The following is a 12,873-nucleotide window of genomic DNA, read 5'->3' as shown; positions in this document are numbered from 1 at the left end:
TTGGCTTTATGCAATCTTGAAAAACAAAAAGGAATTTCGTCCAATTTAAAAGATTATCATTGGCATAACCTTCCAAGACACAACGGAAATTGGAGGGTTATTTGGCATGCTCATTTTAACTATACCACATGATTTAGAATCACTTTACTGGTAATCTTGACAAGCTATTAGCTGGTATAGCTTAATGAAGCATCGTCAGACTATTACTTTGTTTTACAGTCTAGAACTTTAGACAATACAAATATGACCGCAAAGGCTTAAGCCTTTACGATCTTATTTACTTCTGCATTTTTAGTCCAATTTCACCTTCCTCGTTTCGTCCCCGTCCATAGTCGGTCGTGACAAAATCTAAGGTGCAATTGATCTTCAAACTGTTTGCTATGTTCGCAATTGCTCTGCGCCGCTTATCCGCGAATGTAGTAGCTTAAATACCCGGTATGTCTTTAGCGCTGGTCTTTAACTAGAGCGGTGTTGGCTGTCACATCTGCTGTCAGTTCTTGACCAGAAACTCGTTTGACAACCGATCCTTCCGCCGAAAGCAAATCATATGCAGTCATTCGGTTTTCCAACTGTTGAAGTGAGTATTCGTAATTTTTTATTACACCAATTAAGTCAGTATACTGTCATCATCATTTATCATTCCTTTATATAATGTGATTATTTGGTGAAATCGTTATTTTTGGTAGAAGAATGTAAATCTAAGCACTATAATTACCTTACACCATAGTTTGCATACGAAGATAAACAAACTAAGGAGGCTTTACTTTTGAAAAAAATCTATTATCGCTTTGGCTGCTGGCACCGTTCTTCTTGGGGCATTGTCTGTACCGTCTTTAAGTTTTGCAGAACCAGTCCTAACTTCAGCAAATATTTCTTCTGAGTCACCATATACACCGCCTCAAGGGAACAAAAAATGGGTAAGTGGCATCAGAGGTGCAACGGTTAAAGAGGATATGAAATCGACAGTTCCAACTCAAAAATTTTACATGACAGGAGGCTTTGGAGGGAATATTTCTTTATATAAATGGCAACAAAAAGGCAACAATAAAGTATGCCCATTATATCAAGGCTACATTTACAAAATGTTCCCTTAATAATAAAATTAACCCTAAAGTAAGCACTTTTTTTTCATAGGTGCTTACTTTTTTTATCGTTGTTATCTACCATATTTAATCCTCACCTATCTATACTTACTACACCCACATATAACGGTACAGCGCATAGTATAGAGGTATAGGCTCTTACCATGGGGTGCCCTCCGCTATCTTTTGGAGTTGATTTACGTACACTTTATAAGTCTCGTCACTATAAGCAAGCACGGCAACTCTACCAACACGATGAATCTCAATATGCTTAACTTTCATAAAAACGGAAACTCTGTTCTGTCATTGATGTTCCTCCTTAGAGATCAAAAACCAGAAGCTTAGGAAATTCTCTGCCATCGTTGATTAACTCACGGTATGTTTTATAGACATGGTCATCCAGCTACTCGCACTCATCGCATCCATCTTAACAGCACGGTACAGTTTCGTAATCAATCTCGTTTTCCAAATGCTCGTAATAGGCTTGCTCCAGATTTTCAGTAGCATTGTAATTCCGTCCAATCCTGTAAAATCGAAATCAACATTTCACAGAGGAAGAAACCTTTGTATCCGGCAGCATTACAACGATTGTTTCGATGAACATTGTATAAGGCTGTTTTCTCCTTCTTTACTCCCTATAGGCTAAAATATGTTTATTCTCACTGCCCTCAACAATGAATATGTTCTGCATAAACTATCAAAAAGGAGATGAGAACATGACTAGATTGTTAGATGCTCGAACATCTCAAAACGCAAGTTACGGTAATACGATCTCAATTCCCTTGCCAGCCAATACTGCTGTTGCCATCGCGGAGCTTGGTTTAGAAGTAACGGGTGCAGGGGAAAACATGCGTGTACAATTAACAGGGATAGCCGAGCTTGCATTTCCTACCACTCCACCATTTGACTCCGTAATTTCTTTTTCCATTGTTAGAGGCGATGTCGATTCGCTCGTTGCTTACGCCCTTTACTCCGTGAGTGTCTCCGAAGTAAACCCAAACGCTGTACAAGTTGTCACCATCAATGCATCCGATTACAATATCCCTCTACCACCATCCAATGAATTGGTATATACCTTATATATATTTTGCACAGCAGATGCTACCCGAATAGGAATGGAAAGCTTTAATGCTGTTGCTTATTCAGATTAAAATACTACCGTAACATGGAGGGCAAAGCCCTCTTATTTTTGTTTCATCTGCTCTTGGGGACAATGCTTTCTATCTGTCGTTCATTTTTGGTATAATTTACTTAAAGGGGCTGATCAAATGGGAATCATGTTTATTCTTATTGCTATTATTTTTTTCTCGCTTGGTATTTTAAGTAAGCGGAATCCCACTTGGGGATGGCGTGCAAACGAAGCCTGGAAAATCAAAGGTGACTCAGAACCAAGCGATGCTTACATTGATGACATGAAATTTAGGGGCTCTGTATCTATTCTCTTTGGGTTCTTCTTCTTAGCATGTGGACTTTTGGTTATCTTACTGTAAACGCACTTCCTTAAACTTCAAAGCTCGACCAGCCAATGTAGTAGCAGTTCCATAACTGGCTTCATAGATTTCACACTTTTCTTTTTTTGTTTCTAAACACTTCTTTGCGCCCTGCTGGCGTTTGTATTCTTCCCAGTCTACTTCGTATTGTGGGAGACTACTACGTAGTCCAAGAAAATGATGCATTATCCACAAAACAAAAAATCCCTCAACGCTTAGAGCGCCAAGGGATTCCACATTTTAGTAAAGCGTCAGATATTGATCACGTTCCCATTGATGTACTTGGGTGCGATACATATCCCATTCAATTTCCTTAAGCTCATAGAAGTAAGCCAGAGCATGATCACCCAGTGCATCAGAGATAACTTCGCTCCGAATAAGCTCAGACAAAGCTTCTTTCAGGTCTGCAGGCAGACTTGGAATGCCTTCTTCAATTCGCTCTTCCTCGGACATCACGTAGATGTTGCGATCAATTGGGGCTGGCAGAGCCATCTGACGTTTGATACCATCCAAACCTGCTCTCAGCATTACGGCCAGGGCTAGATAAGGATTCGCTGCCGGGTCAGGGTTCCGAACTTCAACGCGAGTGCTCAGGCCACGAGATGCGGGGATCCGAATCATCGGACTCCGATTGCTTGCAGACCAAGCGACATAACAAGGCGCTTCATAACCTGGTACGAGGCGTTTGTAGGAATTTACTGTTGGATTCGTGATCGCTGCCATTGCACGTGCATGTTTAAGAATACCTGCCATATAGTGGCGAGCTGTCTGGCTTAATCCGAGTTCATCCGTCTCATCATAAAATACGTTTTCATTGTCCTTAAACAACGATTGGTTGCAGTGCATACCGGAACCATTCACGCCGAACAAAGGTTTTGGCATAAAGGTTGCATGCAAACCATGCTGACGAGCAATTGTCTTAACAACAAGCTTGAATGTTTGAATCTGATCGGCAGCCTTAACTGCATCTGCATACTTAAAGTCAATCTCATGCTGACCAGGTGCAACCTCATGGTGGGATGCTTCAATTTCGAAGCCCATTTCTTCAAGCTTAAGAACAATTTCACGACGGCAGTTCTCACCCAGATCCATTGGAGCCAGGTCAAAATATCCACCTTGGTCATTCAGTTCTGTGGTCGGGTCGCCTTTTTCATCGGTTTTGAACAAGAAGAATTCAGGTTCTGGTCCGACATTCATCGAAGTGTAGCCCAGTTCTTCGGCTTCTTTAAGTACACGTTTCAAGATTCCCCGCGGGTCACCTGCAAATGGAGAGCCGTCTGGCTTGTAAATATCGCAGATCAAACGAGCTACACGATCCGAAGTTACCCAAGGGAAAACAACCCAGGTATCCAAATCCGGATATAAGTACATGTCAGATTCTTCGATGCGTACGTAGCCTTCTATCGAAGAACCGTCAAACATCATTTTGTTATCTAACGCTTTTTCCAGCTGGCTAACCGGAATTTCAACGTTCTTAATGGTACCCAGCAAATCTGTGAACTGCAAACGAATAAAACGAACATTTTCTTCTTCCGCAATCCTAATGATATCTTCTCTGGTATAACTCACACTAACCTCTCCCTTTCTGTAACGACTATATGCAAATCGGCTGTATCATAAATGACATAAAAGACTTAAATGATGAGACCGTTTTTTAAGTAAAATAACCTTATGCCAAAAGGTAAGTCCAAGCATTATCTATTGTTGAAAAATCGTGATAATTCGCCTTGGATCAAAGATACCTGTCCTGGTCTTTTGCCTGCAACAAGTTGTTGTTTCAACAAACGATGAAGCTGAGTATCGGACATTTCACGGCGTTTGACTTCCGTATCTGCAGTAATAACTGTAGCTTCCTCCGATTCCTTGGTAACCGGATTCATGACTTGTTTAATTCCTGCAATGTTAACACCCTTTTCGATCAACGCCTTAATTTCAAGCAGACGCTCTACGTCATTGAATGAAAAAAGACGTTGGTTACCTGATGTACGGGCAGGAACTATCAAATTATGCTGCTCATAATAACGAATCTGACGTGCTGACAAGTCCGTTAGCTTCATGACAATACCTATTGGAAATAAGGCCATATTTCTGCGAATTTCGTCGCCCATTTGTCATCAACCTTCCAGTGATCTATTATTCACCTTATTGTACATTTAGCTGATGCAAAGTGTCAATGATATGTTAGAAAAACTCACAATAATTTACGTTCTTTCATCGTTTGCAGAGCCATAAGTACTCCATATTTGACATGAGAGTAGGTTAAGCCCCCTTGCATGTAACCAATATAAGGCTCCCGAATCGGAGCATCTGCGGATAGTTCCAAGCTTCCACCTTGTATAAACGTACCTGCGGCCATAATAACCGGATGCTCATAACCCGGCATATCCCACGGCTCTGGCACCACATGGCTATCCACGGCGGCTGCGCGCTGAATGCCCTGTACAAAAGCAATTAGATGTTCTGGTCCGCTAAAAGAAATGGCCTGAATCAAATCCGTACGCTCTTCATGCCAAGCAGGTTTGGTCTCAAACCCCATTTCTTCAAAGACTGCAGCAGCGAATATGCTTCCTTTAACCGCTTGCCCCACCAATGTAGGAGCAAGGAATAGCCCCTGGTATATGCCCCGTGTAGTGCCTAGCATGGCTCCTACTTCTCCACCAATACCAGGTGCTGTTAATCGGTAGGATGCCAGCTCTACATATTGATGTTTACCGCAGATATATCCACCCGTTTCTGCAATACCTCCACCAGGATTTTTAATCAACGAACCTGCCATCAAATCGACACCGACCTGGGTAGGTTCCAGCTTCTCAGTAAATTCCCCGTAGCAATTGTCCACAAAGACAATAACATCAGGCTTTATCTTCTTCACTCGTGCCGTCATTTCTTCAATATCTGCCACACTAAAGGAAGCTCTCCAATCATAGCCGCGTGAGCGCTGGATACCGATCACTTTGGTGTTCGCATGGATTGCGGACTCCACCGCTTTCCAGTCCACCTTACCTTCTGCTGTCAGCGCTGTCTCTCCATAAGTAACACCAAAGTCCTGCAATGATCCTGTTCCATCGCCAGGCTTACCAATCACTTTGTGTAAGGTATCATAAGGTCGCCCTGTAATGTATAACAACTCATCCCCTGGACGCAGCACACCAAATAAAGCCGTAGCGATGGTATGCGTTCCCGAGGCAAAATGCGGACGCACCAACGCTACCTCCGCACCGAACACATCTGCATAGACCTCTTCCAGCACTTCACGCCCCCGGTCATTGTAAGCATATCCCGTTGAACCTGCAAAATGAAAATCGCTCACTTGCTTGCGCTGGAAGGCCTGAATGACCTTCCACTGATTTGCATCCACAATATGATCTATGTGCTGGATACGTTCTTGTATTTTAAGTTCTACTAATTCCTGAATTTGCTGAATTTCCGGACTAAAAACTACCATTTACCTTCTTGACCCTCTCTCTTCCGCAGCCTTAGGCTAATCATGTTATATTGTTATTCAATTCGAACGATGAGCATTATCATCTTATGGACCCAAAAACATCATTAGATGTTAACTTTCTGTGAACTCACTAAGCGCATGACCATACTTTTCGTATTCTCCTCTTTGAATTTCTACCTCATAAATGACATCATTGCCATCATACTCTGTCAGCAGTACATCTCCAATTCGATAAAGCACCGATGTTAAATCCCCACGTTCCGCAGGAATACGAAATCTCAGTGTGTCACCGCTCAGATGCTCCTGAACCAGTTCGCGAATGCGTAGCAAATCCGCTTCATCAAAAGCACTGATTTTCAAATAGCCTTCCCCAGAAGGGAGCATTTCCAATTGCTCAGGGGTGCAAGCATCTTTTTTGTTAAACAATACGGTCTGAGGCTTGTCCGCAGCCCCGAGCTGTTGCAGGATTGACTCTACAACTTTCATTTGTTCGTCACGCATGTCTGAGGAGGCGTCCACGACATGTAAAATGAGATGAGCCTCATTGGCCTCCTCCAAAGTGGCCCGGAAAGAGGCAACCAAATCATGAGGCAGATTTTGAATAAATCCTACTGTATCTGTGAGAATAATTTCTTTGCCACTCGGCAGTTCCATTGTTCTAGAGGTAGGATCAAGCGTCGCAAATAGTTGGTTCTCAATATATACATCGGCAGCTGTCAGTTGCTTCAACAGTGTTGATTTGCCGGCATTTGTATAGCCAACGAGTGCCACCTGGACGATGCCGGCCTTTTGTCTACGCTCCCTGTGTAAATACCGATGACGCGTCACTTCCTCAAGTTGGCGTTTCAGATCACTGATTCGGTCACGAATGTGACGACGGTCCGTCTCTAGCTTGCTTTCACCAGGACCACGTGTTCCGATTCCGCCACCGAGCCGCGAAAGATTTTTACCGTGTCCAGACAGTCGAGGGAGTAAGTATGACAACTGCGCCAGTTCAACCTGGATAATACCTTCCCGTGTCTTTGCACGCTGAGCAAAAATGTCCAGAATTAACTGTGTCCGGTCAATTATTTTGAGATCCAGGCTCTCTTCAAGATTTCGTACTTGAGCTCCCGATAGCTCCTGATCAAAAATAGCTGTATTCGCTCCCAATTCTTCAGCAACTGCACGCAATTCATCTACTTTTCCTTTGCCAATAAACCATTTTGAGTCCTTGGATTCCCTATTCTGTGTGAGGACGCTCAGCACTTCAACTCCCGCTGTTTCAGCCAGCTTCACCAGTTCTTCCAACGAATATTCCGTATTGATGCCAGATCGTTTGACTTCATCCGTAATTAGACTGACCAGAACCGCCTTATCCTGCATTTCGGTTTGTGTATCATGAGTGGAGTTCGCCATATTGTTTGCTCCTTTATTTTCATGTCAACTCTCGAACAGAAACCGACCTGATGTCAGGCCGGCCCTCGTTCGATGTCATACAATTCGATATGATTCAGATTCCTATTATCGCCTATCTTTTGTCCATTTTCAAATCCTCTGGTCGCAACGTCATCAATTCCTGCTTGCCGGGTTGCCCACTCCTGTACTGATTAAGCAGCCTGACGGCTTGGTGCCGAATCGCTTTTTCGATCACATTACGAACATAACGTGCATTACTAAATGCATGGAGACTGTCATTCCGCTCATTTAGCAAATGCTCCTTCATTTTGAGTATAGACTGAGGCATGAGAATATAATCCCGTTCCTTAGCCATCATCTCCGAAATTTGAATGAGTTGATCCACAGTGTAGTCAGGAAAATCCAGTTGGATTGGAAAACGAGAAGGAAGACCAGGATTTGTCCGTAAAAAAAAGTCCATTTCTCCCGAATACCCTGCGAGGATCAAAATAAATTGGTTTTTTTGGTCTTCCATGGCCTTTACCAGGGTATCAATCGCTTCTTTTCCGAAATCCTTTTCCCCTCCACGTGCTAAACTGTAAGCCTCATCAATGAACAACACGCCGCCAAGAGATTTCTTTACCAGGTCCCGCGTTTTTTGTGCGGTGTGGCCGATATACTCACCTACCAGATCAGCTCTCTCCACCTCAATCAGATGGCCCTTGCTCAGTACCCCCATTTTTTGCAACATTTTAGCGATAATGCGGGCTACTGTCGTTTTCCCCGTACCTGGATTTCCTTTAAAAATCATGTGATATACGTGTGCGTTGCTCAACAGACCCGCATCAGTGCGCATGTGGGCGATTTGCAAAAAGGCATATACCTCAAATACCAGTTCTTTGATGTTATCCAAGCCGACGAGATGATCGAGTTCTTTCTGAATTTCCTGATAAAGACTGAGATACTGCGGTAGCGCCTGCGACTTGGTCGAAGCCACTGCTTCCGTCTCGTCCACAGTCACCGAAGCGATCGGCTCCGGGCTACGCAGCACGACATTGATTTGTCTGGAAGGTCTCTCCTCCGACCGCTTGCCCGCGGCGATTCCCCGTCCGTTCATGCATCCATCACCTCAACATTTCTTCAGGCACAGCTTACCCTATTAATGTATTCGGTCCAGCATGTCCTTATTAGCATAAAAGCAACGAGAACGCGTACAAAGCCTTCCCTCAATTCAGGCAATCCAAATTTGAGCACTGATCCACCACCGTTGTAGCGTCCATTTAGCGTAAGCCAATACTTCTCTTGATTGGTGAATTGGCATATTCAGCACTTTGGATTCGGTCAGAGCCAGCTGGGGATGATCAAAATTCAAAAATTGAGCAATCTCCAACGCGCGAGGACCGTGATAGCTATGTGTGATGATTACGGTGGAGTTCCAGCCATATTCCTTCATGATACGCTGGCTGTAGAGCAAATTTTCGTAAGTACTGGTTGCCTGGTTTTCTAACACAATATGCTGTACAGGGACTCCTCTATCTACCAAGTAGCGTTGCATCCCCTCGGCCTCCGTATACGGAAAATCAGGTTGATCCAGTCCTCCACTTACAATTAGTCGCTGCACCATCCCGTTACGATATAACCGCAAGGCTTCTTCTAATCTTTCTTTTAAACCAGGACTGGGCTCAGCTCCCCACATAGAGGCACCTAGTACGATACCAATTTGTGCATGCTGAAGCGGAGTGGTAGAGGCAGCTGTATTCATATTCCATACTCGGATACCTGCCCATACCAATCCGACCAAAATGAAAATCATCAAACCAAGTATGAGACGCTTCGATACCATAAATATTTTCCCATTGCGACTTTGCCCGCTTTTTGGCTCATGGCGTTGGGGCCCAGTGCTTTTAATCCACTGCAAAAATTTCACCGTTCTCTCTTGAAATCGCCGTTATGAAACCATTCTGCCCGGTGTTTCAGCGACATTTTAAAATAGGGGAACATGTGAGCATCGATCTGATGTAGCAGGTCAGCCGCCGTTCGGTTAGCCAATTCTGCTTCTTGCGTAGAAATATGCCCCCGTTGTAGCGCCTCCTCCAGTTCATCCTCATCCACCAGAAAGATTTCACCGTTTTTAAGCACGACCACATCCAAATACAAATCATCAAACCAAGGAACTCCTTGATCGGTTACTCCTTGATTTCGGCAGGTATCAATGTACCATTCGACGATTTGCTCTCGATTGTCAAACATAGCAGTCACCACATAATGCTTACCTTTGGGATAATATTGCAACCAGGAATAACCTTTATCGGCTATGCAAAACGTATGACCACCATAACTTTTCCATAATGGCTCCTTGAGACTCAAAATAGTATACAGGGTCACATATCCTGTAAACGCATCACTTTCTACATACCGGCAAGCAAACTTGCGATTGGTGATTCTTCGCCAGTTGGCCCGGTCTCCGAATTTGCGCTTCATAAATGATGTTCCTCTCCAACATTGGTAAAACCAGCTTACCATATTTAAACTATACACTCAAAAATAACCCCTGTATTACAGCAAAAAAGGTATTTTCAGACTGTCAAAACAGTCCGAAAATACCTTTGATTTAAAGCCAATATCATCTTACATAAAACATATTTGCTAATCCCGGTTGTGACGTCCACGATTGGAGTTGGAATGACCGTTGGATTTGCCTTCCTGATTTCCATCCATTATAGCACCTGTGGTAGATGCATCTGTATTTTCTGGATTGGTCATAGTATTTTCATCAGTTATACCTGAATCCGGTGTAGTCGTCTGACCATTCCCCTGATTTGTATCGTTTCCGTTACCAAAATTGTCGTTACTGTTTCCTGTACCTCCAGTACCATTTCCATTGTTAACTCCAGGAGACGTTGGAGCTTGTTCAGAACCAGTACCGTTATCGGTTCCTCCAGGAAGTGTATTCCCCTGGTCTGTGCCATTCTGACCGTCTATATTCTCGCCATTATCCGGCACGGTTCCATCCTGATTAGGATCGTTTCCTGGTTGCGGATCTATCGGAGTAGTTTCTGCTGGAATTTCTACGCTAATCGTATTGGAAGCTGCGGATTCTTTACCATCCGCTCCATAGGCTACGACATAGTATTGATACGTCTTTCCAGCTACGGGCGACGTATCTTCACCACTCGTGCCTCTCATCGCCTCCATAATCGTCCGGAAACTTCCTTCGGAAGATTCTTTACGATACACACGGTATTGCACATTATCTCCCTCAGCCGCATTCCAAGACAACGATACAATTTGCGTATCCTGACTATACGACCCGCTCAGTCCGCTTGGAGCGGTGGCCTGAACTGGCTCTTCTGGCTTCTCCTCAACGGGTGGTTCATATCCCTTCGGCTCGCTAAATTGCGTCACTGGGTGTCCCTTGAGTGCTTCACCCATAACCCTTCCGAAGAAGGCTGCCGACTGGCCGCTGTAGTTTCTCAACATATGCTTGCTATCTGGCTTGTCATACCCCATCCATACCGCTCCGGTATATTCCGGCGTATAACCGACAAACCAAATGTCCCGGTTACCACTGTTGCCGCTGATTCCACTTTGGGTCGTACCCGTTTTACCAGCTACAGGCCAGTCAATACGTGCTTTGCGACCTGTACCGCTATTGACCACATTTTGCATCATTTTTGTCATTTCATAAGCCGTTTTCTCACTCATAACAGATTTAGATTCCTCATTATGAGTATAAACCACTTGATCATCACTATTGTTAATTTGCTTAATGGAGTAAGCTTTTTGGAATTGTCCTTTATTGGCAAAAGCGCTATAGGCCTGCGCCATTTCGAGGGTATTTGTTCCTTTGCTTAACCCCCCCAATGCGATAGCAAGCGAGTGATCATTTTTGTCCATCGGTATGCCTACGCTCTCGGCGAATTGAACCCCTTTTTCCACACCGATTTGGTTCAACAACCATACAGGTGGTATATTTTCAGACTTCGTAATGGCATCCATCATGCTGATGGTGGAAGAGTAACCATGCAAGTTTTTCGGACTGTATCCGTTAAAGCTCTGCCGTTCGTTACTCAAAGGAGTATCTATCGTAAATTTACCGGATTCAAGAGCTGGCGCATAAGCTACAATCGGCTTAAAGGCCGATCCTGGCTGTCTGCGGCTCTGCGTCGCACGATTAAAGGTCCCCTTTTTGTAATCCCGTCCGGGTGCCATCGCGGCAATACCACCTGTCTGGTTATTGATAATAACCATTGAGGCTTGGACAGGCTGATCGTCGGGACTTTTTTCGAACATATCATCATCCGCCATCGCTTGATCCAGCGCATTTTGAGCCTGAGCATCCATTGTCGTATGAATTTTATAACCGCCAATAATCAGATCATTGCCGCTGACTCCTGGCAAGGCATCCTCTGCCTCATCCATGACATATTCCATAAAATTTTGATACTTTTGTACTTTTTCCGGTTGTTTGTAATCGTAATTTATAGCTTTGGCTTCTTCCATTTCCTGCTTGCCAATCATTCCCTGCTCAAACATCAGCTGGAGAACCACAGCACGCCGGGCCTTTGAGTTTTCCGGGTTACTGATCGGGTTATACTTGGAGGGTCCTTTCGGAATAGCCGCCAGTGTAGCGACTTGCCACAACTTTAATTTATTTAAGTCTGACTCTCCAAAATAACCTTCCGACGCTGCCTTTATTCCAGAATATGAGCGTCCAAACCAAATCCGATTCAGATATAGCGTAATAATTTCATCTTTAGTCAAATTCCGCTCCAGCGCCATTGCGATGGATACCTCTGTCGCTTTACGGAAAAAGGTTTTGTCACGTGTCAAAAACAAGTTTTTGGCCAACTGCTGAGTCAGCGTACTACCGCCTTCCACCGCAGAACGAGCAACGATATCCTTCACTGCCGCCCGACCGATAGACCAAATATCAACTCCCTGATGCTCCATAAAACGCTTATCCTCGGTTGCGATAAAAGCTTTTTTGAGCAACGGTGGAATTTCTTCACTTTTCACAGGATCACTTTTTTGCACAGACAGCTCACCCATGAGCACACCGTTGCGGTCATAAACCTTTGATGTCTCGTTCACAGTAATTTTGTCCTTGTTGGCTTTGTAGATTTTTTCGCCATTAACCATGACAAATAAATAACCACCAAGTGCGCAAAATATGGCTAATGCTGCTGTAATAAACAGCGTCCACCCAACTCGCTTACCTGTTATTTTCTTTTTCTTGCCCTTCGGCTTCTCTTTAGATGTGTTTCTATTGCGATTGCCGGATCTGGACAATGAATCGTTTGGCATTCCCCTGACTCCCTTTCGCGAATAATCATAATGTCGCCGAGCGTAAGCTTAAAGCTAGCTGTCGGCAGCATGAAAGTAAACGGAATGAAAAGAACAACCCTGATCAGGTTGCTCCCGGTCACATTCCTATACAGTTAGACGAGACGGACGCCTGAAAAGTTTCATCACCCGG

11 protein-coding genes and 1 pseudogene are annotated in these 12,873 nt (G+C 44.1%); 3 read left to right on the top strand and 9 right to left on the bottom strand.

Going from position 1 to position 12,873, the window contains the following annotated elements:
- Positions 1 to 277 precede the first annotated feature (277 nt).
- Positions 278 to 623: pseudogene (locus G9G57_RS26390) on the bottom strand (hypothetical protein); the annotation flags it as partial.
- A 195-nt stretch (positions 624 to 818) separates the two neighbouring features.
- Here G9G57_RS26390 and G9G57_RS10435 point away from each other — a divergent pair.
- The 3 genes from G9G57_RS10435 to G9G57_RS10425 all read left to right on the top strand — a co-directional run bounded on the left by G9G57_RS10435 (position 819) and on the right by G9G57_RS10425 (position 2,572).
- Entirely contained in the window at positions 819 to 1,094 is a 276-nt protein-coding gene (locus tag G9G57_RS10435) for a hypothetical protein (protein WP_238799279.1), read from the top strand.
- A 704-nt stretch (positions 1,095 to 1,798) separates the two neighbouring features.
- Positions 1,799 to 2,233 (top strand): hypothetical protein, encoded by a 435-nt coding sequence (locus G9G57_RS10430; RefSeq protein ID WP_025365068.1) that lies wholly within the window; start codon positions 1,799 to 1,801, stop codon positions 2,231 to 2,233.
- Between the two features lie 117 nt (positions 2,234 to 2,350).
- Complete coding sequence (locus tag G9G57_RS10425; RefSeq protein ID WP_164964910.1) at positions 2,351 to 2,572, top strand: DUF6199 family natural product biosynthesis protein; 222 nt, start codon at positions 2,351 to 2,353, stop codon at positions 2,570 to 2,572.
- Positions 2,573 to 2,812: 240 nt separating this feature from the next.
- Here the strand turns inward: G9G57_RS10425 and glnA are convergent, their stop codons facing one another.
- The 8 genes from glnA to G9G57_RS10385 all read right to left on the bottom strand — a co-directional run bounded on the left by glnA (position 2,813) and on the right by G9G57_RS10385 (position 12,701).
- Positions 2,813 to 4,141: a type I glutamate--ammonia ligase gene (gene glnA / locus G9G57_RS10420; RefSeq protein ID WP_016822091.1), complete on the bottom strand. Its 1,329-nt coding sequence runs from the start codon at positions 4,139 to 4,141 to the stop codon at positions 2,813 to 2,815.
- 125 nt (positions 4,142 to 4,266) lie between these two features.
- Entirely contained in the window at positions 4,267 to 4,680 is a 414-nt protein-coding gene (locus G9G57_RS10415; protein WP_016822092.1) for a MerR family transcriptional regulator, read from the bottom strand.
- A gap of 83 nt (positions 4,681 to 4,763) precedes the next feature.
- Positions 4,764 to 6,017 (bottom strand): methionine gamma-lyase family protein, encoded by a 1,254-nt coding sequence (locus G9G57_RS10410; protein ID WP_164964909.1) that lies wholly within the window; start codon positions 6,015 to 6,017, stop codon positions 4,764 to 4,766.
- Positions 6,018 to 6,128: 111 nt separating this feature from the next.
- Positions 6,129 to 7,415, bottom strand: a complete 1,287-nt coding sequence (gene hflX, locus G9G57_RS10405) for a GTPase HflX (protein ID WP_164964908.1) — start codon at positions 7,413 to 7,415, stop codon at positions 6,129 to 6,131.
- A 112-nt stretch (positions 7,416 to 7,527) separates the two neighbouring features.
- Positions 7,528 to 8,511, bottom strand: a complete 984-nt coding sequence (locus tag G9G57_RS10400; RefSeq protein ID WP_016822094.1) for an AAA family ATPase — start codon at positions 8,509 to 8,511, stop codon at positions 7,528 to 7,530.
- A gap of 114 nt (positions 8,512 to 8,625) precedes the next feature.
- Positions 8,626 to 9,321, bottom strand: a complete 696-nt coding sequence (locus G9G57_RS10395) for a YdcF family protein (RefSeq protein ID WP_164964907.1) — start codon at positions 9,319 to 9,321, stop codon at positions 8,626 to 8,628.
- A complete protein-coding gene (locus G9G57_RS10390; protein ID WP_013371544.1) occupies positions 9,318 to 9,875 on the bottom strand; it encodes a DUF402 domain-containing protein in 558 nt (185 codons plus the stop codon). Before G9G57_RS10390 ends, G9G57_RS10395 begins: the two co-directional genes overlap by 4 nt.
- Before the next feature lie 165 nt (positions 9,876 to 10,040).
- Positions 10,041 to 12,701, bottom strand: coding sequence for a PBP1A family penicillin-binding protein (locus tag G9G57_RS10385; RefSeq protein WP_164964906.1), 2,661 nt, complete (start codon positions 12,699 to 12,701; stop codon positions 10,041 to 10,043).
- Positions 12,702 to 12,873: the final 172 nt, after the last annotated feature.

It is taken from the genome of Paenibacillus sp. EKM211P (assembly GCF_011066175.1).
Taxonomy (GTDB): Bacteria; Bacillota; Bacilli; order Paenibacillales; family Paenibacillaceae; genus Paenibacillus; species Paenibacillus polymyxa.
Note: the sequence above shows the minus strand (reverse complement) of the source record. Positions and strands in the feature narration are given on the sequence as shown.

Excerpts from the sequence above, each read along its gene's own strand:
- G9G57_RS10430 (WP_025365068.1), top strand. The coding sequence starts at position 1,799 with ATGACTAGATTGTTAGATGCTCGAACATCTCAAAACGCAAGTTACGGT.
- G9G57_RS10425 (WP_164964910.1), top strand. The coding sequence starts at position 2,351 with ATGGGAATCATGTTTATTCTTATTGCTATTATTTTTTTCTCGCTTGGT.
- G9G57_RS10415 (WP_016822092.1), bottom strand. The coding sequence starts at position 4,680 with ATGGGCGACGAAATTCGCAGAAATATGGCCTTATTTCCAATAGGTATT.
- G9G57_RS10410 (WP_164964909.1), bottom strand. The coding sequence starts at position 6,017 with ATGGTAGTTTTTAGTCCGGAAATTCAGCAAATTCAGGAATTAGTAGAA.
- hflX (WP_164964908.1), bottom strand. The coding sequence starts at position 7,415 with ATGGCGAACTCCACTCATGATACACAAACCGAAATGCAGGATAAGGCG.
- G9G57_RS10400 (WP_016822094.1), bottom strand. The coding sequence starts at position 8,511 with ATGAACGGACGGGGAATCGCCGCGGGCAAGCGGTCGGAGGAGAGACCT.
- G9G57_RS10390 (WP_013371544.1), bottom strand. The coding sequence starts at position 9,875 with ATGAAGCGCAAATTCGGAGACCGGGCCAACTGGCGAAGAATCACCAAT.
- G9G57_RS10385 (WP_164964906.1), bottom strand. The coding sequence starts at position 12,701 with ATGCCAAACGATTCATTGTCCAGATCCGGCAATCGCAATAGAAACACA.